The 25,921-nt window shown below is 72.8% G+C and carries 18 protein-coding genes and 1 pseudogene; 8 read left to right on the forward strand and 11 right to left on the reverse strand.

Annotation, left to right across the window (positions count from 1 at the left end; all coding sequences use genetic code 11):
- Positions 1–4: 4 nt before the first annotated feature.
- Genes AB0M28_RS01025 through AB0M28_RS01035 form a run of 3 tightly spaced genes read right to left on the reverse strand, consistent with a single transcriptional unit; the run spans position 5 to position 2,800 of the window.
- Entirely contained in the window at positions 5–922 is a 918-nt protein-coding gene (locus tag AB0M28_RS01025) for an ABC transporter ATP-binding protein (protein WP_365395565.1), read from the reverse strand.
- 5 nt (positions 923–927) lie between these two features.
- Positions 928–1,833 carry an ABC transporter permease gene (locus AB0M28_RS01030; RefSeq protein WP_365395662.1) on the reverse strand — a complete coding sequence of 302 codons (906 nt, stop codon included), beginning with the start codon at positions 1,831–1,833 and terminating at the stop codon, positions 928–930.
- A 16-nt stretch (positions 1,834–1,849) separates the two neighbouring features.
- Entirely contained in the window at positions 1,850–2,800 is a 951-nt protein-coding gene (locus AB0M28_RS01035) for an ABC transporter ATP-binding protein (protein WP_365395568.1), read from the reverse strand.
- A 228-nt stretch (positions 2,801–3,028) separates the two neighbouring features.
- On the opposite strand from AB0M28_RS01035, the pseudogene AB0M28_RS01040 reads away from it, so the two are divergent.
- From AB0M28_RS01040 to AB0M28_RS01050, 3 genes and pseudogenes are all read left to right on the forward strand, one after another.
- A pseudogene (locus AB0M28_RS01040) lies at positions 3,029–3,919 on the forward strand (alpha/beta fold hydrolase); the annotation flags it as partial.
- A 36-nt stretch (positions 3,920–3,955) separates the two neighbouring features.
- Positions 3,956–4,894 (forward strand): MerR family transcriptional regulator, encoded by a 939-nt coding sequence (locus AB0M28_RS01045; protein WP_365395571.1) that lies wholly within the window; start codon positions 3,956–3,958, stop codon positions 4,892–4,894.
- 208 nt (positions 4,895–5,102) lie between these two features.
- Positions 5,103–5,552 carry a hypothetical protein gene (locus AB0M28_RS01050; RefSeq protein ID WP_365395574.1) on the forward strand — a complete coding sequence of 150 codons (450 nt, stop codon included), beginning with the start codon at positions 5,103–5,105 and terminating at the stop codon, positions 5,550–5,552.
- A 56-nt stretch (positions 5,553–5,608) separates the two neighbouring features.
- Here the strand turns inward: AB0M28_RS01050 and AB0M28_RS01055 are convergent, their stop codons facing one another.
- Both AB0M28_RS01055 and AB0M28_RS01060 read right to left on the reverse strand, forming a co-directional pair.
- A complete protein-coding gene (locus tag AB0M28_RS01055) occupies positions 5,609–6,502 on the reverse strand; it encodes an LLM class flavin-dependent oxidoreductase (RefSeq protein WP_365395576.1) in 894 nt (297 codons plus the stop codon).
- A 92-nt stretch (positions 6,503–6,594) separates the two neighbouring features.
- The gene (locus AB0M28_RS01060; protein ID WP_365395579.1) at positions 6,595–8,316 is read right to left on the reverse strand and encodes an Ig-like domain repeat protein; all 1,722 of its coding nucleotides are present in this window, start codon (positions 8,314–8,316) and stop codon (positions 6,595–6,597) included.
- A 186-nt stretch (positions 8,317–8,502) separates the two neighbouring features.
- Here AB0M28_RS01060 and AB0M28_RS01065 point away from each other — a divergent pair, with 186 nt between their 5' ends.
- Positions 8,503–9,384 carry a Cof-type HAD-IIB family hydrolase gene (locus AB0M28_RS01065; RefSeq protein WP_365395581.1) on the forward strand — a complete coding sequence of 294 codons (882 nt, stop codon included), beginning with the start codon at positions 8,503–8,505 and terminating at the stop codon, positions 9,382–9,384.
- A gap of 30 nt (positions 9,385–9,414) precedes the next feature.
- Here AB0M28_RS01065 and AB0M28_RS01070 read toward each other — a convergent pair whose 3' ends face one another.
- From AB0M28_RS01070 to hisC, 5 genes are all read right to left on the reverse strand, one after another.
- On the reverse strand, positions 9,415–11,031 hold the full coding sequence (locus tag AB0M28_RS01070) for a GAF domain-containing protein (RefSeq protein ID WP_365395584.1): 1,617 nt from the start codon (positions 11,029–11,031) through the stop codon (positions 9,415–9,417).
- A gap of 70 nt (positions 11,032–11,101) precedes the next feature.
- Positions 11,102–15,124 carry a thiol reductant ABC exporter subunit CydD gene (gene cydD / locus AB0M28_RS01075; protein WP_365395587.1) on the reverse strand — a complete coding sequence of 1,341 codons (4,023 nt, stop codon included), beginning with the start codon at positions 15,122–15,124 and terminating at the stop codon, positions 11,102–11,104.
- A 2-nt stretch (positions 15,125–15,126) separates the two neighbouring features.
- Positions 15,127–16,146, reverse strand: a complete 1,020-nt coding sequence (cydB, locus tag AB0M28_RS01080; RefSeq protein ID WP_365395590.1) for a cytochrome d ubiquinol oxidase subunit II — start codon at positions 16,144–16,146, stop codon at positions 15,127–15,129.
- A 24-nt stretch (positions 16,147–16,170) separates the two neighbouring features.
- Complete coding sequence (locus AB0M28_RS01085; protein ID WP_365395593.1) at positions 16,171–17,682, reverse strand: cytochrome ubiquinol oxidase subunit I; 1,512 nt, start codon at positions 17,680–17,682, stop codon at positions 16,171–16,173.
- A gap of 1,036 nt (positions 17,683–18,718) precedes the next feature.
- Positions 18,719–19,801: a histidinol-phosphate transaminase gene (hisC, locus tag AB0M28_RS01090; protein WP_365395596.1), complete on the reverse strand. Its 1,083-nt coding sequence runs from the start codon at positions 19,799–19,801 to the stop codon at positions 18,719–18,721.
- A gap of 404 nt (positions 19,802–20,205) precedes the next feature.
- On the opposite strand from hisC, the gene AB0M28_RS01095 reads away from it, so the two are divergent.
- The 4 genes from AB0M28_RS01095 to AB0M28_RS01110 all read left to right on the forward strand — a co-directional run bounded on the left by AB0M28_RS01095 (position 20,206) and on the right by AB0M28_RS01110 (position 24,085).
- Positions 20,206–21,303 carry a LacI family DNA-binding transcriptional regulator gene (locus AB0M28_RS01095; protein WP_365395599.1) on the forward strand — a complete coding sequence of 366 codons (1,098 nt, stop codon included), beginning with the start codon at positions 20,206–20,208 and terminating at the stop codon, positions 21,301–21,303.
- 273 nt (positions 21,304–21,576) lie between these two features.
- Positions 21,577–22,572, forward strand: a complete 996-nt coding sequence (locus AB0M28_RS01100) for a metallophosphoesterase (RefSeq protein WP_365395602.1) — start codon at positions 21,577–21,579, stop codon at positions 22,570–22,572.
- Positions 22,573–22,792: 220 nt separating this feature from the next.
- Entirely contained in the window at positions 22,793–23,632 is an 840-nt protein-coding gene (locus AB0M28_RS01105; protein ID WP_365395605.1) for a hypothetical protein, read from the forward strand.
- A 45-nt stretch (positions 23,633–23,677) separates the two neighbouring features.
- Positions 23,678–24,085: a DUF393 domain-containing protein gene (locus AB0M28_RS01110; RefSeq protein WP_365395608.1), complete on the forward strand. Its 408-nt coding sequence runs from the start codon at positions 23,678–23,680 to the stop codon at positions 24,083–24,085.
- 433 nt (positions 24,086–24,518) lie between these two features.
- On the opposite strand, the gene AB0M28_RS01115 is transcribed toward AB0M28_RS01110, so the two are convergent.
- Positions 24,519–25,910: a VWA domain-containing protein gene (locus AB0M28_RS01115; RefSeq protein WP_365395611.1), complete on the reverse strand. Its 1,392-nt coding sequence runs from the start codon at positions 25,908–25,910 to the stop codon at positions 24,519–24,521.
- Between the last annotated feature and the right edge of the window lie 11 nt (positions 25,911–25,921).

Here is a 25,921-nt window from a genome sequence, read left to right on the forward strand (position 1 = left end):
CTCCTTAACTGGCGACGAGGTAGGAGAAGACCGATTCCAGGGACTCGTCGGAGGGCGAGACCGTGTAGAGCCGGATGCCGGCGTCGCGGGCGACGCGGGGGAGCAGCTCGGTGAAGCGGTTGAAGTCGATGGCCTGGACGGCCAGCGCCCGCTCGGTGTAGTCGAGCTGGATGCCGGCCGTGGAGGCGTCGGCGATGAGGGCGGACGCCAGGGCCCGGTCGTCGCTGGAGCGTACGAGGTAGCGGTGCGGCCGGTCGGTCATCAGCCGGCGGATCTTGCGGAAGTCGCCGGACGCGGCGTGCCGGCCGGCGACGATGACCTCGATATGGGCGGCGAGCTGTTCGACCTCCTCCAGGATGTGGGAGGAGAACAGGACGGTGCGGCCCTCGGCGCCCATCTGCCGCAGCAGGTCCATCAGATGCATGCGCTGGCGCGGGTCCATGCCGTTGAACGGCTCGTCGAGGAGCAGCACGGACGGCTCGTGGACGAGGGCGGAGGCCATCTTGACCCGCTGGCGCATGCCCTTGCTGTACGTCGAGATCTTGCGGTTCTGCGCGTACTCCATCTCCACCGTGGCCAGGGCCTTCTTGGCGGCCTCGCGCGGGTTCGGCAGGCCGTGCAGCTCGGCGTTGGCGAGCACGAACTCCCAGCCGGTGAGGTAGTCGTACATTGCCTCGCGCTCGGGGACGAGGCCGATGGCGCGGTAGACGTCCTGGTTGCGCCAGATGGTGGTGCCGTCGAGGGTGACGGCGCCGCCCGAGGGGGCGAGGAAACCCGCCATCATGTTGATCAGGGTGGACTTCCCGGCGCCGTTGGGGCCGAGGAGGCCGGTGATGCCGGGGCCGATGGTCATGGTGACGTCGTTGACGGCGACGACGTTGCCGAACCAGCGGGAGACGCGGTCGATGCTGATGGTGGTCATGTCTGTTACAGCCCTGCCTTTCGGTAGCGGCGCAGCAGCAGGGCGAAGCAGCCGGCGATGACGGCGAAGCAGACGGCGAGCGCGGCGATGCCGGCGGCCGTGGAGGGTTCGATGTTCTCGGGCGTGTTGGCCTGGGCGCCCAGGAAGGTGGCCTGGATGCTGTCGACGAGCCAGGTCGGGGAGCCGAGTGCGGCCCAGCCGATCACGTCGTACTCGCCCTGGTCGTAGCTGATGCCCATGATCGCGCCGGCGGCGCCGTAGGTGACGAAGAAGACGGCGATGACGGCGGCGACGCCGAAGCCGCGCCGCGGGGTGAGCGCGGCGATGAGCAGGGCGAGGGCGGAGAACAGCAGCGACATCAGGGCGGCGCCGACGAGGGCCTGCAGGAACCACTTGGTGTTGTCGGCGAAGTCGAACTTGGCGAGCAGCGAGCCGAGGTAGAGCAGCAGCAGCGGGCTGGCGGTGAAGATGAACATGGCCGTGGACAGGGCCGCGTACTTCGCCGACACGTAGTCGACGCGCTCGATGGGGCGCGAGAAGTACAGCGGTACGGACTTGAAGCGCAGGTCCCGGGAGACGGACTGGGGCGCCTGGGAGCCGAGGTAGAGGTAGACCACCAGGGTCATGATCTGCGCGTAGTCGGTGTACTCGATGGGGAGCTTCTTCATCGTCCCCGAGTAGATCGCCACGGCCGCGATGATCAGTGCGACCAGGCACATCAGCCCGTACAGGATCATCGGCAGGACCTTGGACTTGGCGGAGCGGCCGAGTCCGTAGGCGCCGCGCAGGGACTGCACGTACAGGGAGCGGCGGGCGTAGCCGCGGCCGAGGCGGGGGCCGTCGTAGTGGCGGTAGCCGATGTCGTGGATGACGTCGGTGCCGTTGGTCTGCGGGCCGGGGCGCGGCGGGATGCCGGCCGCGGTCGTGTCAGGCTGCGTCACTGCTGCCCCCGGGGGTGTCGGTGCTGAAGATCTCGGCGATGCGGTGACGGCGCTGCTCCATGCGTACGAGGCCGAGTCCGAGGCCGGCGACGGCGTCGCGGATGGTGTCGTACGCCTTCCAGTCGTCGGTGTCGGCGGCCTCGACGTACAGCAGATGGCCCTCGGTGTGCAGGGTGAGGCCGGACTCGGTGAGCGCGGTGTGCAGGGCGGCCGTGCCGTCGGGGTGGGTCTCCGAGTCGGTGACCTCGACCGCGACGGTGGTCGTGGACTGGGTGAAGTCCTGGGTGGAGCTGGAGCGCAGGAGGCGGCCGCCGTCGATGACGACGACGTGGTCGGAGGTGCGCTCGAGTTCGCCGAGGAGGTGGGAGGTGACCAGCACCGAGATGCCGAACTCGGTCCACACGCGGCGGATCAGGCCGAGCATGTCGTCGCGGCCGACGGGGTCGAGGCCGTTGGTGGGCTCGTCGAGGAAGACCAGCTGGGGGTCGTGGACGAGCGCCTGGGCGAGTTTGACGCGCTGCTTCATGCCCGTGGAGTAGCCGCCGATGGGGCGGTAGCGCTCCTCGTACAGGCCGACGTGGCGCAGGGTGTCCGCGGTGCGTTCGCGGGCGGCGGTGGGCGGCAGGCCCGACATGCGTGCCATGTGGACGACGAACTCGGTGGCCGAGACGTCGGGGGGCAGGCAGTCGTGTTCGGGCATGTAGCCGACGCGTTCGCGGATGGCGGGGCCCTTGGTGCGTACGTCGAGGCCGAGGACGGCGGCGTTGCCTTCGGTGGCCGGGGAGAGGCCCAGAAGGATCTTGATCAGGGTGGACTTCCCCGCCCCGTTCGCGCCGACCAGCCCCGTCACGCCCGGCTCGATGCCCATGGTCAGGCTGTCGAGTGCGGTCACCCGGGGGAACCGTTTGCTGAGGCTTTCGGTGGCGATCACAGTCACGGAGACGACGCTATCGGGGCCTGCGGTTTCGCGCGTCAGCCGGGAGTCCCTGAGATGCCCCTGATTTCGGTACCTGAGGTGGACGGGGAGGGCTACTTCAGTCGCTGTTACCGGCGGTATCCACAGGCTGTGTGCGCGGCTATTGACTGAGTCATCCGGTGTTGTCACAGTCGTCGGTGTCAGTTTCGCGGACGGGCGGGGGCCCGGCGAGGCGCGGGAGGGGGTGTCGTGGTGCGGGAGTTCCGGGTCGGGGGTGCGGACGGGGTCGTTGTCTGTGTGACATCGCAGGGGGATGCCACAGGGCCGACGGTCGTCCTGATCCACGGCTATCCCGACACCAAGGAGGTGTGGGACGGGGTCGCGGCCCGGCTGGCACCCGAGCTGCACGTGGTGGCGTACGACGTGCGCGGCCACGGCGGTTCCTCGGCCCCGGAGCCGCTGAAGGGCGGCTTCACGCTGGAGAAGCTGACGGCGGACTTCCTGGCGGTCGCGGACGCGGTGAGCCCGGACCGGCCGGTGCACGTCGTGGGGCACGACTGGGGGTCCGTGCAGGGCTGGGAGTTCGCCACGGCGGACCGTACGCGGGGGCGGATCGCCTCGTTCACCTCGATGTCCGGGCCGTCGCTCGACCACTTCGGCCACTGGATTGCGGGGCGGACGCGGCGGCCCACGCCGCGGGGGCTGGCGCAGCTGCTGGGGCAGACCGCGCGGGCCCTGCACGTGTACGCGCTGCTCGTACCGCGGCTGCCGGAGCTGGCGTGGCGGGGGCCGCTGGGGAAGCGGTGGCCGCGGATCCTCGAGCGGCTGGAGCGGACCCCGTCCACGGACTATCCGACGGCCTCGCTTCCCGGGGACGCCGCGCGCGGGGTGTGGCTGTACCGGGACAACGTGCGCCCGCGGCTGCGGCGTCCGCGCCCGGACGCCCACGCGCATGTGCCGGTGCAGCTGATCGTGCCGAGCGGGGACGCGTTCATCGCCCCCGGCCTGTACGACGGGCTGGAGCGGTGGGTGCCGGAGCTGGTGCGCCGCACGGTGGACGCCCGGCACTGGGTGCAGCGAACGCGACCGGAGCAGGTGGCGGGATGGGTACGGGAGTTCGTACGGGCGCGGGAGGACGGGGCGCCGCGTTAGGGCTGGTTGGGCGAAGGAGGGGCGATGGCCGCCGTCGAGTACCGGATAGAGGATCTGGCGCAGGTCAGCGGCGCCACGGTGCGCACGATAAGGGCCTATCAGGACCGGGGCCTGCTGCCGCGGCCGGAGCGGCGCGGGCGCACCAACGTGTACGGCGACCCGCATCTGGCGCGGCTGCGGCAGATAGCGGACCTGCTGGACCGCGGCTACACGCTGGCCTCGATCAAGGAGCTGCTGGAGGCGTGGGACGCGGGGCGGGGCCTGGGCGGGGTGCTGGGCCTGGTCGCCGAGGTGGACGGGCCGTGGTCCGACGAGGAGTCGGGGCAGATCACCCGGGACGGGCTGGCGGAGCTGTTCGGCGGGGTGCGGGACGAGGCGGCGGTGGCGCAGGCCCTGGAGCTGGGGGTGCTGGAGCGGGTCGGGGAGCGCGACGACCTGTTCCGGGTGCCGAGCCCGCAGCAGCTGCGGGTGGCGGCCGAGCTGTACGCGGCGGGGGTGCCGCTGGCGGCGATATCCGCTCATCTGCTGGAGCTGCGCGGGCGGGTGGAGGAGATCGCGGCCCGGTTCCTCGACTTCACCAGCCGGCACGTCTTCCAGCTGGGCCGTCCGCCGACGGACGCGGAGGCGGCTCGGGCGGCGGCGCTCGTACGGCGGCTGCGGCCGCTCGCGCGGCAGGCGGTGGACGCGGAACTGGCCCGCGCCATGCGTACCTTGGCAGGCAGGCAGTTGCGGCGGCACCTCGCGGGCAGCCACGCGGAGGGCCCCTCCCGGGAACCCGTCCGGGTGGTGCTGCCTGCGCAGACGGTGCGCGCGGTGGAGGAGTTGGTGGGCGCGTCCGGGGTGGCCGGATTCGTCGCGGCGGCGGCGGAACGGGAGGTTCAGGCGCGGCGGATGGACGCGATGGCGGCCGCACGGCCACCGGTTGGAGGGGATTCGGCGTCAAGCTTTGACGACCGGCGGTAGCTCGTTCCGGTGATCCCCTGAGGCCCGCCGCGGGGTGTGCGGCGCGCGGGCGCCCGGGCCCGGCACGGAATCGAAAACAGGACCGCCACCAGCAAGGAAGCTCGCGGGACGGGTGGCGGGGCGGACCCGCTCCGGGAGCCAACTAAACGTTCATGCACCGGCCTTGGCCGGGTTGCGCGGCGATCACCGGCTGCGTCTTCATTCCCCCATGTCCGATATCCCCCACCACGATCCGTACGGGCTGCTGGCCGTGGAGACGCAGGCGATGCTCGCCGCCATCCAGGAGCGGCAGACCGAGACGCTCGCGGAGCTGGCCCAGACCTCCGCACGGATGACCGAACTCCTGCGCAGACTCGCCCCGCTGCCGGGCCTCCCGCCCCGGCCCACCCTGCTGCCCGCCACCATGCGCGTCCTCGACCGCTGGCGCCGCGAGCACCGCCTGGACGACGCGGCGTGCACGGTCGCCTCGTACGTCCTGCCCCGCCTGCTGGAACAGGGCGCGCTCATCGCCCCGCCTGAGCTGATCGCCCGCCGCACGGGCCTGACCGTGGAGGCGACGGAGACCGCCCTGCGCTCACTGGTCCGCGCGGGCTGCCTCGAACCGGTCGCGGAACGGGGCGAGACGACGGCGTACCGGATGGGTGAGCCCCATGACTGAGCGCGGGAGGCAGCCGGTGCTGCCTCGGAACACCGGCTGGACGGCCGGCCCGGACGTCAGCCGCCCAGCTGGGCCAGGCCCTCCGTGGCGATCCGTTCGAAGATCTTCCGGTCCGCGTGGAAGTACGTGTCGGGGACCGGCCAGTGGATCACGATCTCCGTGATGCCCGCCTCCGCGTGGCTGCCCGCGAAGTCGACGAAGGCTTCGAAGGACTCCAGCGGGCGGTCCGGGGTGAAGCCGGTGAGCATGATCTTCTCCATCGGCCGGACGTCGCGGCCCGCCGCGTGCCCGAGCTCCGTCAGCCGCCCGATCTGCCCGTACACCGCGGCCAGCGACTCCTGCGGGGTGCCCGTCTCGTACAGCGCCGGATCCCCCGTGGTGACCCACGCCTGGCCGTGCATGACCGCGAGGCGCATGCCGCGCGGGCCCGTCGCCGCCACCGCGAACGGCAGCCGGGGGCGCTGCATGCAGCCGGGGATGTTGCGCACCTCGTCGGCGGAGTAGTGCACGCCCTGGTACGACACGACGTCCTGGGTGAGCAGCCGGTCCAGCAGCGGTACGAACTCCCCGAAGCGGTCCGCCCGCTCGCGCGGCGTCCACGGCGTCTGCCCCAGCGCGGTCGCGTCGAACCCGGAGCCGCCCGCGCCGATGCCGAGCGTGATCCGGCCGTTCGACACGTCGTCGAGCGTGATGAGTTCCTTCGCCAGCGTCACCGGGTGCCGGAAGTTCGGCGAGGTGACGAGGGTGCCCAGGCGCAGCCGCGAGGTGGCCGCGGCGGCGGCCGTCAGCGTCGGCACGGCACCGAACCACGGACCGTCGCGGAAGGTCCGCCACGACAGGTGGTCGTAGGTGTAGGCGGTGTGGAAGCCCAGCTCCTCGGCCCGCTGCCAGTCCTCCCGCCCGCCCTCGTGCCAGCGCTTGATCGGGAGGATCACGGTGCTCAGTCGCATGGCACAACCCTACGGGGTGACGATCCCCGGACCCTCCTGACGGACGACCGTCCGGCCCCCGTCCGGTACGACGCGGGGGCCGGACGGGCCGGTCAGTGCCTGCTGACGTAGACCGTCGCCGCGGCGGTGGACGCCTCGTGCAGGTCGTCGCCCGGGTAGGTCACGGTGTACGTGACGTCCCCGCGGGTGCGCGGCAGGTCGTTGATCCGGAACGTGCCGTCGGCCGCGACCGCCACGGAGCTCAGCGTCCCCGTGCCGAGCCGGTCGGCGCGCTCCACGCGCAGCGTCACCCCGGCGGGAAGCGACTTGCCCTGCGCGGTGAGCTTCCCGGTGATCTCCACGCCGCCGTCCAGGGTGCCCGTGGCGGGGGCGGTGAGCGCGACCGCCGTCGGGGCCTTGCCCACCTGCACCGTCAGGCTCGCGTCCGCCGCCGGGCGGTGGGTGAGGTCGCCGAGGTAGGACACGGTGTACGTCGCCTCGCCGACGAGCACCGGCTGGTCGAGCACGGTGAACGTGCCGTCCGCGGCGACCGTCGCCGCCGCCAGCTCGTGCGTGCCGGAGGCGTCGGTGCGCACCGCCCGCACCTTCGCCGGGTCGACGGGCGCGGGCCCGTCCAGCTCCAGCCGGCCGCGCAGGGCGAGCGGCTCGTACGCCACGGGCTGCCCGGGGCTGGTGGTGAGCGGGGCGGCGAAGCGGGAGTCGTACTGTGCGGCGGGGGGCTGCAGGATGTGCAGGTACTGGCCGTTGCCCCGGGTGACGGCGAAGAGCCGGGTGCCGTCGGCGGACCAGCTCAGCCCCCCGGGGACCACCCAGTCGCCGTCGAGCGCGCCGGCGAAGGCGAACTGGATCGCTTCCTGGCTGCTCTCCGGATCGGCGCCCTGCACCAGCAGGTCGGGGCTGCTGCCCACGCCGTACGCGCCGCGCGCGACGAACCGGCCGTCGGGACTGAAGGCGACCGCCGTGCCGTACGACTCGCCCGGGAAGGGCTGGTAGCCGGTCGCCGCGTCCGACAGGTCGGCGGCGTTCATGAGCCGGGTGGTGCGCGACGTCCAGTCCGCGGCGGCGACATAGCGCCCGTCGGGGGAGGCGGCCAGGTCCTGCAGGTCCAGCCGGTACGACGTCGGGCTCGCGAAGCGCCGCACCGGGCCGCGTACGACGGTCTCGCCGCTGGTGTCGAACACGGTCACATAGGGGTCGTCGATCCCGTAGCTGGGCGACTGCCCCAGATAGAGCCGGCCCGATCCGGCCGGTCCCCCGGCGAGCCGCAGCAGCCCGGTGTCGCTCCATCCGGTCGTGGTGTACGCCGAGCCGTCGGCGCTCACGCCGTTCAGCCGGAAGACGGCGTCCGCGGCGCAGCCGTAGTTGTACGCCATGGTGTGCCAGACGCGTCCGCCCGAGGCCGCCATGGAACCGCCGCAGACGCCCTCGCTGGTGGCCGTGGTGCCGAGTTCGGCGAGGGTCTCGGTGTCGTAGCGGACGATCCGCCGGGCCTCCGCGACGTACAGCGTGGTGCCGTCGTCGCCGAGCGCCAGCGAGTTGACCGCCGACGCCCCGGCCAGCGTGGCCAGGCGCTGGCCGTCGAAGTCGTACACGACGACGGTGCCGGGGGTGTCGTACTGCGTGCTGTCCGCGATGAACACCTTGCGGTGCGCCGAGTCGACGGCCATCGCGGAGAAGGTGCCGATCGGCAGCTTCACGACCTCGTCGGTCGCCGCGTGCGCGGCCGGCGCCGCCGCCAGGGTGAGGCCCGCGCCCCCCAGGACGAGCGCCGCGGCGGCCGAGACGGTCCGCCTCAGGCGATACCTGCTCTTCAAGTCTGCCCCCCATGGGCGTAGTTGGCGCCCCGTTCCGTTCGGGCGCGCAATGCGGGCATATGAAACAGGTGTGCGGTCAGATGCGCAAGTTGGTGGGGATGACGGACATGCCACCGTTCCGTAGGAGGGCCCCTGGGGGGCGCGAACCACTCAAATGCGCGCCCCATTGCACAACCGTGCGCCTGCATGGGGGATGATGCTCCGGTGAGCGACGAAGCACTGACAGCCACCACACCAGCACCAGCAGCGCTGCCGAGGCCCCGCCTCATCGCCACCGATCTCGACGGCACCCTGCTGCGGAACGACAAGACGGTCTCCGACCGCACCGTCGCCGCCCTCGCCGCGGCGGAGGAGGCCGGGATCCAGGTCTGCTTCGTCACCGGGCGTCCCGCCCGCTGGATGGACGTCGTCAGCGAGCACGTCCACGGCCACGGCCTCGCCATCTGCGCCAACGGCGCCTCCGTCGTCGACCTGCGCCGCGGCGGCGCGATCGTCGAGGTACGGCCGCTGCTGGACGAGGACGCGCTGGCGGTCGTGGAGTCGCTGCGGGCGCTGGCGCCCGGGGTGTCGTTCGCGGTGGAGCGCAGCGGCGGCATCCACTACGAGCCGCACTACCCACCCTTCCACCTCGACCCGGCGGCCACCGTGGCGCCCGTCGAGAAGCTGCTCGCCGAGGACGCGGAGCACGCCGACCAGCCCGTGCTGAAGCTCCTCGCCCACCACACCCGGCTGGCGCCCGACGAGTTCCTGGACCTGGCCCGGCGCGGGGCGGCTCGGCGCGCGGAGTTCACCCGCTCCTCGCCGTCCGCGCTGCTGGAGATCTCGGCGCTCGGCGTCAGCAAGGCCAGCACGCTGGCCCGCTGGTGCGCGGCGCGGGAGATCTCCCCGGAGGAGGTGGTGGCCTTCGGCGATATGCCGAACGACATGGAGATGCTGGCCTGGGCCGGCACGTCGTACGCCATGGCCAACGCGCATCCCGAGGTGCTGGCCGCGACCACCGGGCGTACCGCCTCCAACGAGGCGGACGGCGTGGCCGTCGTCATCGAGCAGCTGCTGCACGGGCTCTGAGGACGGCCCCGCGCGGGCCGCGGGCTTCGGTCACCGCGACGGCACCTGCCACACCACCGACGTCCCCGAGCCCTCGTCGCCCAGCCCGCCCTCCGTCCACGCGGAGCCGCCCAGCGCCTCCGCCCGCGCCGCGATGTTGCGCAGGCCCGAAGCCCGGCGCCGCGACTCCTCCGGCAGCCCCACCCCGTCGTCCGCGACCGTCAGCCGCAGCGCCGGGGCGCCGTCCGCCAGCTCGGCCGTGGCGTCGACCACCACCCCGATCTGACTGGCCTCGGCGTGCCGTTGGGCGTTGGACAGCGCCTCGCGCAGGGCGGCCAGCAGATGCCGGGAGGTCAGCTCGTCCGCGGCGGCGTCCACCCGGCCCACGAAGCTCACCGACGGCTCGAAGCCGAGCGTCGCGGCGGCCGTGGCGACCTCGCGCAGCACCAGTCCGCGCAGCGCGGTCGGGGCGTCGGGCGGCTGCTGCTGGAGGGAGTAGATGGCGGAGCGGATCTCCTGGATCGTCAGGTCCAGCTGCTCCACCGTCGACTCGATCCGCACCCGCACCTCGCCCATGTCGTCGATCTGCAGCGCGCCCTGCAGCATCATCCCGGTGGCGAACAGCCGCTGGATCACCAGATCGTGCAGATCGCGGGCGATCCGGTCGCGGTCCTCGTACACCGCGAGGCGCTCGCGGTCGTGCTGCGCCTCGGAGAGCACCAGCGCCAGCGCGGCCTGCCGGGCGAACTGCGTGGCCAGCGTCTTCTCGGCCTCCGTGTACGACGGGTCCCCGACCCGGCGCGGGATGGCGAGGCTGCCCAGCACCCGGCCCCCGCTGCGCAGCGGCAGCATCATGCTGGGACCGAACCCCTTCACCAGGTTGGTGATCATCCGCGGGTCGGTCCCGGCCTCCTCGACGAACACCGCTTCCCCGGCCTGCAGTTTCGCCACCACCGGGCTGTACCAGGGGATCACCGTGCCCACCACGCCCTCGGTGTCCCCGGCCGCCGACGCGGCGGCGATCTCCAGCCCGTCGCCGTCGCGCTGCGGCAGCAGCACCACCGCGGCGGCGGCCTTCGCCAGGGTGCGGGCCTGTTCGGCGACGACCTCCAGGGCGTCCTTGGCGTCGGCCATGGACAGCAGGGCGGTGGTCACCGCGTTCGAGCCGTCGATCCAGTCGGCGCGCTGGCGGCTCTCCTCGTACAGCCGGGCGTTGCCGATCGCGATCCCGGCCTCGGTGGCGATGACCCGCACCAGTTGCAGGTCCTGCTCGGTGAACGGGCCGCCGCCCGCCTTCTGCGCCAGCACGATGTCGCCGAAGTTCTCGCCCTCGACCTCGATCGGGACGGTGAGCGTGGCGTCCTCGCCGTCCGGGATCTCGTCGATCAGCTCCCGGTCCACCTCGTCCACGCCGAAGGACGCGAAGTCGAAGAGGTCGCCGCTCGAGGAGTCGATGACGACGATCGAGGCGTAACGGGCGCCGGCCAGCTCGGCGGCGGTCTCGGCGATCTTGTCCAGGGTGCTGTGCAGGTCGAGACCGGTGCCGATGGAGCGCATCGCCTGCAGCAGCTGGGAGACCCGCTCGGCGAACTCGGCGGGCAGGCCCTGCAGGCCGCGGGTGGCGGTGGAGGCGGCGATGGCGGCGTCCGGCGCGTTTGAGGGCGTCACGGCCCCACCCTAGGGCGAGTTTTGTCCGTAAAGCCGGATTAGCGGGCTTTACGATGCGGGGCCCGGCGGTCTATACGGGCTGCAGCGCGCGCTCCCGTTCCAGCGTGCGGCGGAAGGGGCCGTCCTCGGCGGTCAGCCGCGCCCAGTCGCCGCGCTGCACGATCCGGCCCTCGTCGAGTACGACGATCTCGTCCACCTGGTCCAGCCCGGTCAGCCGGTGCGTGATCAGCACGGTCGTACGGCCCTCGGTGGCGGCCAGCAGATCGGCGGTCAGGGCGTCGGCGGTCGGCATGTCGAGGTGCTCGGCGGGCTCGTCGAGCACCAGCACGCCGAAGTCCGCGAGCAGCGCACGGGCCAGCGCGAGGCGCTGCCGCTGCCCGCCGCTCAGGCGTACGGCGCCCTCGCCGACCGTGGTGTCGAGACCGTCGGGCAGCTCGCGGGCCCAGTCCGCCAGCCGGGCGGCGGCGAGGGCCTGCCACAGGTCGTCGTCGGTGGCGTCGGGGCGGGCGAGGCGGAGGTTCTCGCGGAGGTTGCTGTCGAAGAGGTGGGCGTCCTGGGCGCAGAGGCCGACGATCCGGCGGACTTCGTCGGCGTCGTAGGGGGCGAGGCTGTACGGCGTCGGGTCGCCGCCTTCGCCGTCCCCATCGAGGAACCGCAGCAGGACGTTCGCGAGGGTCGTCTTCCCGGAGCCGCTGGGGCCGACGACGGCCAGCCGGTGGCCGCGGGGGAGCGTGAGGTCCACGTCCTTGAGGGCAGGGGCGGTGCTGTCCGGGTAGCGGGCGCTCAGCCCCCGCAGGGTGAGCGGGAACGGGTCGGCCGGCGGCCGGCCGCTGCCCTGCGCGGCGGGCGTCGGTGCCTCGACGACCTCGGCGATCCGGGCCGCCGAGCGGCGGGCGCGGGCGCGGTGCGTCAGTGCCTGCGGCATCCCGGCGACGGCCTCGAAGGCGGCGAGCGGTACGAGGACGACGGCCGCGAGCCATACGCCGTCCATGCGGCCCGCGTGCACGGCGGCCACGCCGGCCGCGGCGGCGGCCGTCACGGTGAGCCCGCAGGCCAGGGCGGTGAGCGCGGACCCCACACCGTGCGCGGCGGCGCTGCGGGCGTCGGTGGCGCGCAGCTCCGCGTCGGTGGCGCGGAGTTCGGCGGTACGGCGCGGGAGGGCGCCGGCGACGGTGAGCTCGGCGGTGCCGGTGAGGACGTCGACGGTCTGCTCGGCGAGCCTGCCGCGCAGCGGGGCGACGCGGTCGGCGGCCCTGCGGGCGACGCGGGTGCTGATCGCCGGGGCGGCGACTCCGGCCACGAGGAGACCGGTGCCCAGGGCGGCGCCCGCGGCGGGGTCGAGCCAGGCGGTGAACCCCGTGGCCGCGGTGGCGACGGCCGCCGCCTGGATCGCGGGGAGCCGCCAGCGGAGGTAGCGGTCCTGCTGTTCGTCGACGTCGGCGACGAGGCGGGCGAGGAGGTCGCCGCGGTGGGTCTGCCTCAGCCCCGCGGGGGCGATGCGTTCGAGCTGCCGGTAGACGTCGGCGCGGAGGTCCGCCAGCAGGCGCAGCACGGCGTCGTGCGATACGAGGCGCTCGGCGTACCTCAGGGCGGCCCTGCTGATGCCGAACGCCCTTGTCGCCGTCACGGCGACCATCAGATAGAGGACGGGAGGCTGTTCGGAGGCGCGCGAGATGAGCCACCCGCTGGTGGCCATGAGCCCCACCGCGCTCGCGAGCGCGAGGCCGCCCAGAAGGGCGGCGAGCCCGAGCCGCGCGCTGAACCTCCCGGTCGGACCCGCGCCGACGTCTGCGGTCAGGCTGGCGCGCCTCCGGCGAGAGGGGGTGCCCCCACCGGTCCGCGCGGGCTCGGCCCCCTCCACAGCGGGTGACGCCGCGCCGGCGGCTGCGGTCACGCTGTGGTCCTCGCGCCTCCGGCGCGAGGGGGTGCCCCCACCCGCCCGCCCGGCGCCGGTCTGCACGGGCTCGGCCCTCTCCGCAGCGGGTGACGCCGCGCCGGCGGCTGCGGTCGCGCTGTGGTCCTCGCGCCTTCGGCGCGAGGGGGTGTCCCCGCCCGCCCGCCCGGTGCTGGTCTGCGTGGGCTCGGCCCTCTCCGCAGCGGGTGGCGTTCCGTCGGCGGGTGCGGTTTCGTCGTGGGCGGTGGTGGGCGTGGGGAGCGTTGTCCGGGCGCGGGTGGACGGCGTCGGTGCAGCGCACGGAGTCGAACGCTGCGAGCTCGCCGCCTCTGCCACGTCCGACCCGGTCACCGCCTCCTCGCAGGCCTGGGGCTCCGCACCCCCACCCTCGCCAGAGGCGACCAACGCACCGGACACGTCCTCACCCCGCACGGGTGGGTGGGTGGGGGCGAACCCCCGCGCCGAAGGCGCGGAGCCGACAGCGGGACCGCACCCGAGCGCCGCACCCGCCGCCGCGGGCAAGCCCCCCGCAGGGGACACCGCCCCGCGAGGCGCAACCACCGGACCAGGCGCCACCACGGGAGCAACCCCCCGCGCCGAAGGTGCGGCGCCGCAAGGGACCACCCGCGTCGCGAGGGACAGCAGCGACGGCCGGTGGGCCACCACGAGCACGGACCGGCCCGCCGCCAGGCGCCGCATGGCGTCCACGACGGACGCCTCCGTCGCACCGTCGAGCGAGGCGGTCGGCTCATCGAGCAGCAGCACCGGCCGGTCCGCCAGGAACGCCCGTGCCAGCGCGACCCGTTGCCGCTGGCCCGCGGACAGCCCCGCACCGCCCTCGCCGACGACCCGCGCCGGGTCGAGGTCCGCCGCCCCCGCGGCGTCAAGCGCCGACCGTACGGCGGACGGCGACGCCCCCGGCACCGCGAGCCGGACGTTGTCCGCCACCGTCCCCGCGTACAGATGCGGTCGCTGCGGCACCCACGCCACCTGCCGGTGCCACGCCGCGAGGTCCGGCGCGGCCACCCGTACCGACCCCGACGCCACCGGCACGAACCCGAGCACCGCCGCCAGCACCGTCGACTTCCCCCCGCCCGACGGCCCCGCGAGGGCCACGATCTCCCCCGGCCCGACCGTGAACGACGGCAGCGGCAGCGACGGCCGGCCGGGGTAGGCGACCGAGGCCCCGTCGACCGAGATCAGCGCGCCCCCGGCCGCCGGCGCCCCGAGGGACGACGGCGCGGCCGGCGCCTCCAGCACCTCGAACACCCGCGACGCGGCCGCCACCCCCTCCGCGGCAGCGTGATAGTGCGCCCCCACCTGCCGCAGCGGCAGATACGCCTCGGGCGCGAGGATGAGCACCACCAGCCCGGTGTAGAGCGACAGCTCCCCGTGCACCAGCCGCATGCCGATGCTGACCGCGACCAGCGCCACGGAGATGGTCGACAGCAGCTCCAGGGCGAAGGACGACAGGAACGCCACCCGCAGGGTGCGCAGCGTGGCCCGCCGGTACTCCCCCGTGATCCGGCGGATGGAGTCCGCCTGCGCCTTCGCCCGCCCGAACACCTTCAGCGTCGGCAGCCCCGCCACCACGTCCAGAAAGTGCCCCGACAGCCGTGACAGCAGCGCGAACTGACGCCCCGTCGCGGCCTCCGTGGCCCACCCGATGAGCACCATGAACAGGGGGATCAGGGGCAGGGTCCCCGCGATGACCGCCGCCGAGACCCAGTCGTCCGTGACGATCCGGCCCAGCACGGCCACCGGGACCACGACCGCCAGCCCCAACTGCGGCAGATACTTGGCGAAGTAGTCGTCGAGCGCGTCCACGCCCCGCGTGACGAGCGTCGCCAGCTCCCCCGTCCGCTGCCCCGCCAGCCAACCCGGGCCCAGCGCGGCGGCCTGCTCCACCATCCGTATCCGCAGCTCCGACTTGACCGCCGCCGCACACCGGTGCGCGGCCAGCTCGGTCAGCCAGGCCACCGCCGCCCGGCCGCAGGCGACGAGGGCCAGCAGGAGGAGCGGGGTGCGCAGCGCCTCGAGCGGGTCACCGTCCTCGAAGGCCCGTACGACCACCGTCGCGATGAGGACGGCCTGGGCGATGACGAGCACCGCCCCGGCCAGCCCCAGCGCCACGGACGCCGCGAGGAAGACGCGGGTGGCACGGGCGTACCGCAGCAGCCGGGGGTCGACGGGCCTCATGGTCAGCGCACCGCCGCCGGCGCCTCGTCGGCCGCGATGTGCTGGGTGCCGATGCGCTTGCGGAACACCCAGTACGTCCAGCCCTGGTAGATCAGCACGACGGGCGTGGCCAGCAGCGCGCACCAGCTCATGATCCGCAGGGTGTACGGCGTGGACGACGCGTTCTCGACCGTCAGGCTCCAGTCGGGGTCGAGCGAGGACGGCATGACGTCCGGGAAGAGCGAGAGGAACAGCATCGCGACGGCCGCCGCGATGGTCACCCCCGACAGGGCGAACGCCCAGCCGTCGCGGCCCGCGTAGTTGGCCGCGAGCGCCCCGAGCAGCGCCACCACGGCGACGACCAGCGCGACCAGCGACTTGCCGTCACCGGATTCGGCCTGGGTCCAGATCAGGAACACGAGTGCCAGCACCGCCGCACCCAGCCCGAGGAACGTCGCCTGCAGCGTCGCCCGCTCCTTCACCGGCCCGAGGGTCTTCAGCGAGACGAACACCGCGCCGTGGAAGGTGAAGAGGAACAGCGTGACGAACCCGCCGAGCAGGGCGTAGGGGTTCAGCAGGTCGAGGAAGTTCCCGACGTACTCCTTGTCGGGCCCGATCTTCACCCCGCGCACGATGTTCGCGAAGGCCACGCCCCACAGGAAGGCCGGCAGCAGCGAGGTCCAGAAGATCGCGTGCTCCCAGTTGGCCTGCCAGCGCTCCTCGTCGCGCTTGTGCCGGTACTCGAAGGCGACGCCCCGGATGATCAGGCAGACCAGGATGAGCAGCAGCGGCAGGTAGAAGCCGGAGAACAGCGTGGCGTACCAGTCGGGGAAGGCCGCGAAGGTCGCGCCGCCCGCCGTGAGCAGCCACACCTCGTTGCCGTCCCAGACCGGGCCGATGGTGTTGATCAGCACCCGGCGCTCGGTGCGGTCGCGCGCCAGCAGCTTGGTCAGGACGCCGACACCGAAGTCGAAGCCCTCCAGGAAGAAGTAGCCCGTCCACAGCACGGCGATCAGCAGGAACCACAGATCGTGGAGTTCCATCTCTCTTCTCTCCCTCTCCCGTTCTCAGTACGAGAAGGCCATCGGCCGGTCGGCGTCGCCGCCGATCCGGGTGGGCGGGTTGAGGTCGTCGTCGGTGAGCTCGGGCGGGCCGGCCTTGACGTACTTCACCATCAGCTTGACCTCGATCACGGCCAGTACGGCGTAGAGCAGGGTGTAGACGGTCATCGACGTCAGCACCTCGCCCTGCGAGACGCCGGGGGAGGCCCCGGCCGCGGTCGGCAGTACGCCGTACACCGCCCAGGGCTGGCGGCCCATCTCGGTGAAGATCCAGCCCCAGGAGTTGGCGAAGAGCGGGAAGAGCAGGGTGAGCAGCGACAGCCGCCAGTACCACCTGCCGAGCTTGGGGCCCAGCTCGCGGTCCTTCAGCAGCGCCAGTCTCGGCACCTCGTCCTCGCCGGTACGCAGCCGCTCGCTGAGCCAGAACTTCCGCCGGGTCAGCCACAGTCCGACGATGCCGAGCCCCAGCGAGACCATGCCGAAGCCGATCATCCAGCGGAAGCCCCAGTACGCGACGGGGATGTTCGGCCGGAAGTCGTCGAGGCCGAACTGCTCGCCGTACTTCTCCTTCAGTGCCGCGTTGGTGTCGTTGATGCCGGGGACCGCTTCGTGGAAGTTGTCGTGCGCCAGGAAGGACAGCAGTCCCGGGATCTCTATGGCGACGACGTTGTGGCCCTCGTCCACGTCGCCGATCGCGAAGACGGAGAACGGCGCGGGCGCCTCGGTCTCCCACAGGGCCTCGGCCGCGGCCATCTTCATGGGCTGCTGCTCGTACATGATCTTCGCGAGGCGGTCGCCGCTGATGGCGACGAGCAGTCCGGAGATCGCCACGGTGACCAGGCCGACGCGCAGCGAGGTCCGCATCACGTTGATGTGCCGGCGCTTGAAGAGGTGGTACGCCGCGATGCCGACCATGAAGGCGCCGCCGGTGAGGAAGGCGGCCGTGATGGTGTGGAAGAACTGGGCGAGGGCGGTGTTCTGGGTCAGCACGTGCCAGAAGTCGGTGAGCTCGGCGCGGCCGCGTTCCTCGTTGATGCGGTAGCCGACCGGGTGCTGCATCCAGGAGTTGGCCGCGAGGATGAAGTACGCGGAGAGCGAGGTGCCGATCGCGACCATCCAGATGCAGGCGAGGTGGATCTTCTGCGGCAGCTTGTCCCAGCCGAAGATCCACAGGCCGATGAAGGTCGACTCGAAGAAGAACGCGATCAGGGCCTCGAAGGCGAGGGGGGCGCCGAAGATGTCGCCGACGAAGCGGGAGTAGTCGGACCAGTTCATGCCGAACTGGAACTCCTGCAGGATGCCGGTGACGACACCCATGGCGATGTTGATCAGGAAGAGCTTGCCCCAGAACTTGGTCGCCCTGAGGTACTTCTCGTTCTTCGTCCGCACCCAGGCCGTCTGCAGTCCGGCCACCAGGGAGGCCAGCGAGATCGTGAGCGGGACGAAGAGGAAGTGGTAGACGGTGGTGATACCGAACTGCCAACGCGCCAGGGTCTCCGGCGCGAGCGCGATGTCCATGGGCTGCCCCTCTGTGTCGCCTTCGCCTCGCCCGAACTTTTCTCCGATGATCCACCTGTCGGCCTGGGCCGAGGGGGCCCAACAGGCGGGGCATCCGGGGTAAAAGCGTGCTTGTGAATGCGTTCACATTCACAAGACCTAGTCTGCCACACCCGTTTCGAACGGGTTCAACCCCCCTCCCCCTTCGGCCGGGGGCCCGGCCCGGCCGCCTGCGGTCGCGCATGAATGCTGCGGCTCACGCCGGCGCCTGCGGCGCGATTCGGCGCTCCGCGCCTCAGTCCTCAAACGCCGGACGGGCTGGGGTGGGGCTGCGGTCACGCTGGAAGTGTCCGGTCCCGCTGGCGCCTGCGGCGCGATTCGGCGCTCCGCGCCTCAGTCCTCAAACGCCGGACGGGCTGAGGTGGTGCTGCCGTCACGCTGGAAGCGTCCAGTCCCGTTGGCGCCTGCGGCGCGATTCGGCGCTTCGCGCCTCAGTCCTCAAACGCCGGACGGGCTGGGGGGGCTGCGGTCACGCTGCAAGCGTCCAGTCGCGCTGGAAGCATCCGGTCACGGTGGCATGCCGGCGGAGCGCAGCGGAGTCGGCGCAGCCCCACCGGCCCACCGGACGACACACCCCGGCGGAGCGCCAGCGGAGCCGTTCGCTTCGCGCCGGCGCAGCGCCAGCGGAGCCGACCACTGGGCGGCGCCATGGCGCCGTCCCCCCGCGCTCCGCCCGGCAAGGCCCCTTGGGGCCGCAGGATCACTTCGATCGGCGGCCGACAACCGGCCACGAACCGCACTTTTACAGCACAGCCCGACACTTCCAGCGTGACCGCACCCCTCCAGCCCGCCCGGCAAGTGAGGACCCCGGGCCCCGAAGGCCCCGAGGGCCCCAAAGGCCAGAAGCCCGGGGCCCCGGAAGGCCAGAAGCCCGGAGGCCCGGAGGCCCGGCGCCCCAGGGCGGCTAGGAGGGCCCAGGACCCCCGGGCGCCCCCAGCCCTCCAGGCACCCACCAAGCCCCCCGGCCCCACCCCCCGCCGAGCCCCGCCCCCCGACCTCACATCTCCTTGAAGAACCCCCCCGCCGCCCCCAAGAACCGGTCGTTGCCCTCGACCTCCCCGATCGTGACCCGCACGCCCTCCCCCGCGAACGGGCGGACCACCACCCCCGCCGCGTCGCACGCCGCAGCGAAGTCCATCGTGCGCTCGCCCAGCCGCAGCCAGACGAAGTTCGCCTGTGTCTCGGGGACCGGCCAGCCCTGGCCGACCAGCGCGTCGTACACGCGCGTGCGCTCGGCGACGAGCGCGGAGACCCGCGACATCAGCGCGTCCTCCGCCCGCAGCGAGGCGACAGCGGCGTCCTGCGCGATCTGGCTGACGCCGAAGGGCACCGCCGTCTTGCGCAGCGCCGCCGCCACCGGCTCGTGCGCGACGGCGAAGCCGACCCGCAGGCCCGCGAGCCCGTACGCCTTGGAGAACGTCCGCAGGACGCAGACGTTCGGCCGGTCGCGGTAGAGCGAGATGCCGTCCGGCACGTCCTCGTCGCGGATGAACTCCCGGTACGCCTCATCGAGTACGACGAGTACATCCGACGGCACCCGGTCCAGGAAGCGCTCCAGCTCCGCCCGCCGTACGACGGTCCCCGTCGGGTTGTTCGGGTTGCAGACGAAGATCAGCCGCGTGCGCTCCGTCACGGCGTCCGCCATCGCGTCCAGGTCGTGCACCTCACCGGAGGTGAGCGGCACCCGCACCGACGTGGCACCGGAGACCTGCGTGATGATCGGGTACGCCTCGAAGGACCGCCAGGCGTAGATCACCTCGTCCCCCGGGCCGGCCGTCGCCTGCACCAGCTGCTGGGCCACGCCCACCGAGCCCGTACCGGTCGCGATGTGCGACTCCGGCACGTCGAAGCGCGCGGCCAGCTCGGCCGTCAGCCCGGTGCACGCCATGTCCGGGTACCGGTTGAACGACGCGGCCGCCTCGGTGGCGGACTCGAATACGCCCGGCAGCGGCGGGTAAGGGTTCTCGTTCGACGAGAGCTTGTACGCCACGGGGCCGTCGGCCGCTGCCGGCTTCCCGGGCTTGTAAGTGGGAATACCGTCCAACGCGCCCCGCAGCCGGGGGCCCTTCTCTACACTCACCGCGGTCCTCCTCGACCGAGTCTTCCACCGGTACGCCCACCTTACGGCGGCCTCGCCGCCGCCCAGGGGGGCGCACGTAACGATGCCTCACGCCGGTGGCGCGCGCCGTGGCGCGCATCACCCGTGAAGGTGAGTGCTGACAGACAGTAAGGTCGACGCAACACCTGGTTAACCTGGTAACGGACTCCGAGGCCGCAGGAGATGCCCGGCACGGAAGCATGGATTCCAAGGTCAAAACAAAAAATCCGCTGCGCAGAAACGTGCCTGTCAAGCGCAATTCGCGTTCTCCCGCATTCGGGCCACCCGAGCCCTACTATCAGCTCGCGATCGCAGACCGACTATCTGTCCGCGACCGCGCTTCACATCACCGCGACCGCCGACCGCGGAAAGAAAGAAGGTCCTACGTGACCGGCTCGATTCAACCCAGGGTGAGCCGGCCTCCCAGCCGACGGCTGGAGAGGGCGGGGATCCGGGACGTCGCTCAGGCTGCGGGCGTCTCGATCACCACCGTCTCCGACGCCCTCAACGGCAAGGGACGGCTCCCGGACACCACCCGCCGTCATGTCCGCGAAGTCGCGGACCGTCTCGGTTACCGGCCCTCGGCCGCCGCCCGCGCACTACGCACAGGGCGCTCCGGCCTGATCGGCTTAACCGTCACGACGTACGGCGAAGAACCGTTTACCTTCACCGAATTCGCCTACTTCGCCGAAATGGCGCGGGCCGCCACCTCCGCCGCCCTCGCCCGCGGATACGCCCTGGTGATCCTGCCCGCCGCATCCCGCCACGACGTCTGGTCGAACGTGGCCCTGGACGGCACCGTCGTCATCGACCCCTCCGACAGCGACCAGCACGTCGCGGACCTCGTCCGCCAGGGCATCCCCGTCGTCAGCGACGGCCGCCCCGACGGCTCCCTGCCCGTCACCGCCTGGGTCGACCACGACCACGAGGCCGCCGTACTGGACCTGCTGGACCATCTCGCCGCGGGCGGCGCCCGCCGGATCGGACTCCTCACCGGCACCTCCACGGACACGTACACCACCGACTCCACCCAGGCGTATCTCAGCTGGTGCGAACGCGTCGGCCAGGCCCCGGTGTACGAGCGCTACCCCGCCCACGACCCGTGCGCGGGCGCGGTCGCGGCGGACCGGCTGCTGGCGCGGCCGGACCGGCCGGACGCGGTGTACGGCCTCTTCGACCCGAACGGCACCGATCTGCTGGCCGCGGCACGGCGGTACGGGCTGCGCGTACCGGACGATCTGATGCTCGTGTGCTGCAGCGAGTCCGCGGGCTACGCGACGACCGACCCACCCATCACCACGCTCTCCCTCAAACCCCGGCGGATCGGCACGGCCGTCATCCAGCTGCTGATCGACGCGATCGAGGGGGTGGACGCCGGCCGCCCCGTGGAGCGGGTGATGCCCACCGAGCTGATCGTCCGCGAGTCCTCCCAGCGGCGCACCCCGCGCGTGGTGGTCAGCCCGCCCCGGCGCCCGGTGCCGTAACGGACGGAAACTCAGCGCCCCGGCGCCCCGTTCCGTGACACCGGACCGGACACCGGGAACCGTCCGCCCAGGACAAGCGTCCCCAAACACACCGAGTCAGGGGCAATTCCCTCGCCCGGACAGCAGGCCGGCGCCCGGCGATCGAGGCCGAAGCGCTGATGTCGGCCCCGGGTATGCCCCATGGCAGGGGTCGCATTCCTATGATGGGCGCACAACACCGGGAGCCGCTCCGTCGTCGCGGACCCGGCGTGGACGTGGAGCGTGGAGGGGTCGATGACTCAAGGGGCCGGTCACGAAGCCGTGGCGCGCGCCGTGGACGGAGGCGCCGCTCCGCTGGGAGCGGTTCCGCCACTGCCGACCCATGCCCCGGCCCCACCCGCGTACGACGAGGGCTACACGCCCACCGAGCGGGACCTGCCGGTGATCCGCCGCGCCGAGCACCCGGGCGTCGGCCCGCTGTACGTCGTGGGCGACGTGCACGGGTATCTGGACGAGCTGCGCGCCGCCCTGCGCTCGTACGGGCTGATCGACGAGGAGGACCGCTGGGCCGCGGGCAACGCGCGGCTGTGGTTCCTCGGCGACTTCACCGACCGCGGCCCGGACGGCATCGGCGTGATCGAGCTGGTGATGAGCCTGTCCGCGGAGGCGGCCGCCGCGGGCGGCTTCTGCAAGGCGCTGATGGGCAACCACGAGCTGCTGCTGCTCGGCGCCCGCCGCTTCGGCGACACCCCCGTCAACTCCGGCGCCGGCACCGCCTCCTTCCAGGCCGCCTGGCTGCTCAACGGCGGCCAGCGCCAGGACATGGAGCGCCTCACCGACGTCCATCTGCAGTGGATGGCGCGGCTGGACGCGGTGGCGCTGGAGGACTCGCACCTGCTGCTGCACTCCGACACCACGGCGTACCTCGACTACGGCGACTCCCTGGACGGCGTCAACGACCGCATCCACGAGATCCTCGACCGCGCCGACGCGGACGAGGTGTGGGACGTCTTCCGCAAGTTCACCAAGCGCTTCGCCTTCCGCGACGAGGCCACCGGGCCGGACGCGGTGCGTGAGCTGCTGGGGGTGTACGGCGGCACCCGCGTCGTGCACGGGCACAGCCCCATCCCGTATCTGCTGGGCGAGGTCGCCGACGAGAACGAGCGCACCGAGCGCGCGGCGGCGGTGCGCGGCCCGCACGTGTACGCGGAGGGGCTCGCGGTCGCGATGGACGGCGGCGTGACGATGGAGGGCAAGCTCCTCATCGCGCAGCTCCCGCTGCGGGGCTGAGGAGCCCCTCGGGGCGGCGTTCCGATTCCGGTCATACCCCGTCAACCCCCCTCAACACTCGGGGAAGTTACGGGAAGTGACTGTCACCGCGTGCCGTCCCCGGCCTACCATCGTGTCATCGGCCACTGATTCACGCTCCGGCACCGGCCCCTGACGAGCCGCCAGGACGACCCCCGCCGGGGCCCATCGGTGACGCGACGGAGCCTCGGGGGATGTGCCCATGACCTCAGCTCGGCATCTGCTGTCCGAGGACCGCCCGGAGTTCGAGCGGATCCTCGACCAAGCGCTGCGCACCGCCGAACACGGCCCGGACCTGCCGCGCCCCGGCGACGGACTGACCGTCCAGCAGCTGCGGGGCATGGCACTGGGCGCCATCACGGCGATAGCCGCGTGCGCCGCCGTGGAGTACGACGCGTTCGTCGCGGCCCGCGAGGCGCTGCGCCGCCCGGACCCCGAGGCGTCAGGACCGGCGGGCGGGGCGCTCGGCGGGCTGGCGGCACCGGCCGCGGAGGGCGCGAGCGCGGGCGTGGCGGCGGTGGTGGCGGTGCTGGCGCCGCTGCTCTCGGCGGCGGCGGCCGCGATCTTCCTGCTCATCGGGTACGTACTGGGGTCGCTGCGCCCGCAGCCGGCTGTCGCGCAGCCGATCCGTACGGCTGGCTGGTTCTTCGCGCTGCTGACGGTGGCGACGTTCGTGGTGGCGATGGCGGGCCTGCTGCTCACGGCCGTGCGCAACGGCTCGACCTCCATCCACGCGGCCGGCGGCAGCGAGCGGCAGCGGGAGGTGTCCCTGGCGCGGGAGGAGTGGCGCGAGGCGCTGCTGGAGCGCGGTATCAAACCGTTCCTCCGCGAGGCGCTGGCCCACAGCGGCAGCCCCGGCCCGGACGTCCCGTACGCCGTGCGCCCGGACACGCACGCGGGGGAGCGGACACCGCGGCTGGGCTACTCGCGCCCCGGCTTCTCCAGCCCCGACGAGGGGGCCACACCGGGGCTCGGCCCGCGTTTCTCCAGCCCCGACTTCACCAGCCCCGACTACGGCGGCCCGGAACACGAGCCGGAGTGAGGGGCCCCCGCGGGGCTGCGGGGACGCGTCGGACACACTGGACGTATGAGCCCTTTGAGTGCGGCGGGCCCATCGTCCCGCGCGCTGCTGGTCTACGACGGGGACTGCGGTTTCTGTACGTCCTCGGTGCGCTTCGCCGAACGGCGGATCCGGCCCCGCTGCGAGGCCGTGCCCTGGCAGTTCACCGATCTCGACGCGCTCGGCGTGAGCGCCGCGCGTGCCGTTCACGAGGTGGTGTGGATCGCCCCCGGCGGACAGGTGTACGGCGGGGTGCGGGCGGTCGCCCGGTTGTTGCGCAGTGCGGGGCCCGGCTGGCGGGCCCTCGGCCTGCTCCTTCAGACTCCCCCCGCGGTGTGGCTGGGCCACGGTGTCTACCGGCTGATCGCCGCCAACAGGCACCGGCTGCCGGGTGGCACGCCGGCCTGTGCGGTGAGGCCGAACGGTTCGGGCTGAGGGCGGAGAGCGCGGGGGCGGCCAGAACCTCCCGCCGGAGTACATCGTGGCGGGCGGTGGGACGGGGGCCTCGAAGGCGGGCGCGTCGTACGACGGCACGTCGGCCGCCGGCGCGGGCCGCGGCAGCCGGACGACCGGGCGCTTCGCCGGCGTCGCGGCCGGAGCGGCGGACTCCGCGGGCCCTGCGCCGCCGGCGACGGCCGCGCGCCGCCCGCCGCGGAGGACTCCCGCGACGGCCAGCACGAGGGCCTTGCACAGCGCCAGCAGGCCGCGGAGCAGCCGGTCGGCTCGGGTGGGGTTCTCGGTCATGCGCTCATTTAGCCACGACGAATTACGGTAGAACCTAAACGACTTGCAACTTACCGGACATACCAACCTCGCGGCTCAGTCGTCGTACCAGTCATACGAGCACACGGGTCTACATCGCCGCAGGTCAGAGGATTCCCGCCGAGCGGGCGGCGATCAGCCAGGACGGAAATTCGGAAAGCAGCCGGTCGTACAACACCGGGTCGGGGACCTGGTCGATGTCGTCGACGGCGAAGAACCCGACGTTGTCCACGCGCCGCCCGGCCATGGTGTCCAGCCGCTCCAGCACGCCGTAGGACGCCTGGCCCAGCCCCACGAACTGCCAGAACAGCGGCTCCTCCGCCGCCGCCCGCAGCTCGTGCTCGATCGCCGCGTCGCGGTGGATGCCGCCGTCCGAGAAGAACAGCACCAGGGTCGGGGCGGCGGACGGGTGCCGCCGCACGTGCGCCCGTACCTCGGCGATGACCTTCGGCTCGTCGTTCATGGCGCCGACCAGCCGCATGTCCACCTGGCCCGGCAGCAGCCCGTGCTTCGGCCGGCGCCGCCGGAACAGGGACACCTCGCCGCAACGCACGTGCAGGCGCAGCCAGTCGGGCAGCTCGCCGATCCGCAGATCCGGCAGCCGGGCCGGGTTCGTGGCGAAGGTCCACGCCTGCATCTCCCCGTCGTCGTCCAGCTGGGCGGCGACGGCGGCCATCCGCTCCACGACACCGGCGACGGTGCCACCCCGGTAGAGGGCGGCCATGGAGCCGGAGGCGTCGAGGACGAGGATGACGCGGGCGACCACGCCCTCCGCGCCGTGCTTGCGCAGGCTGACGGCGACCTGCTCCTTGCGCAGGGAGAGCCGCTTGCGCATGTCGACGGGGAGCAGGTCCTCGCCCTTGACCAGGCCGGGGGCAGGCGGTGCGGGCGGCGGCACGGACGCCGGGACGCCGGCGTGCGGTACGGGCGGCACGGGAGCCGGGCCTCCGGCCGGCATCGGCGGCTCCTCGTCCACCGTGATGCCGAAGTCGGTCGCCAGCCCCGCGAGGCCGGTCGCGTACCCCTGGCCCACGGCCCGGAACCTCCAGCGCCCGTCGCGCCGGTACAGCTCGCCGCCGATGAACGCCGTCTCAGTCCCGGCCGTCATCTCGAACCGGGCGACGTCGGCCCCCGACCCGGCGTCCACCAACCGCAACGTGAGCCCCCGCAGCTCCCCGAACGTCCCGCCGTCGGCGGACGCCCCCAGCACGATGCGCTCGATCCCCCGCTCCACACGCCGCAGGTCCACCTCGACGGTGTCGGTGACGCCGAGCGGCCCGCGCTGCTTGCCGAGATGCCGTACGGCCTGGGAGGAGTGCACGGGCTGGTTGTAGAAGACGAGGTCCCCGTCGTCCCGCACCCGGCCACCCGCGGCCAGAAGCAGCGCCGAGGCGTCGGCGTCGGGCGCCCCGGGGGTGTCCTGCCAGACCAGTACGGCGTGGACGCGATCGGCGGCGACGGCGGTATGGGCACCTTTGGCAAGGGATATGACGCTCACGCGGCCAGTGT

Source organism: Streptomyces sp. NPDC051940 (assembly GCF_040680895.1).
Lineage (GTDB): Bacteria > Actinomycetota > Actinomycetes > Streptomycetales > Streptomycetaceae > Streptomyces.